This window comes from Azoarcus sp. Soil_N_20 (assembly GCF_057656155.1).
In genome coordinates this window covers 1-824 of sequence record NZ_JBDGKX010000050.1, presented here as the reverse complement: position 1 = coordinate 824, position 824 = coordinate 1, and the positions used below count along the sequence as shown (strand labels likewise).

General features: G+C 67.6%; 1 protein-coding gene. It reads right to left on the bottom strand.

Annotation, left to right across the window (positions count from 1 at the left end):
• A partial coding sequence (locus tag AC3A35_RS27820) for an ABC transporter ATP-binding protein (protein ID WP_487439796.1) occupies positions 1 to 824 on the bottom strand: 824 nt, incomplete at both ends.

The window sequence follows — 824 nt, the reverse complement described above, 5'->3', positions numbered from 1 at the left end:
TCGCCGAACTCCATCACCACCACCCGATCCACCAGCCCCATGACGAAGTCCATGTCGTGTTCGACCAAGAGGATCGCCATCCCTTCGGCCTTCAGTTTCTTCAGCAGCTCGGCCAGCGCCTGCTTCTCCTTGTAGCGCAGGCCCGCGGCCGGTTCATCCAACAGCAGCAGGCACGGGTCCGAGCACAGCGCGCGGGCGATCTCGAGCGTGCGCTGCTGGCCCAGCGCGAGGCTGCCGGCTTCGTCGAACATGTGCTCCGCGAGCCCCACGCGCTCGATCTGGCGTGCGGCCTCGGCCAGGAGCCGGGCTTCTTCCGCGCGGTCCAGGCGCCACGCCGAACTGATCACCCCCTTGTCGCCCCGCAGGTGGCCGCCGATCGCGACGTTCTCGAGCACGCTCATGGTGGGCAGCAGCTTCACGTGCTGGAAGCTGCGGCTCATGCCCATTCTTGCGATCTCTCTCGAGTCGTGCCCGGCCACCGCCTTGCCGAAGAACAGCACCTCGCCCGAGGTCGGGGTGTCGACGCCCGAGATCTGGTTGAACATGGTGCTCTTGCCCGCGCCGTTGGGGCCGATCAGCGCCAGGATCTCGCCCGCGCGCACCTCGAGGCTCATGTTGTTGTTGGCCACCAGACCGCCGAACTTTCTCGTGACGCTCTTCGCCTCCAGGATCAGCTCGCCGGCTTTGGGCAGCGTGCGCCGCGGCAAGGCGGCCGCGGCCGGGTCGATCACTTTCCGCTTCGCTTTCACCGGCACGAAGCGGGTCAGGATCGGCCACAGGCCGTCCCGCGCGCGCTGCAGCACCAGCACCATCATCAGGCCGAA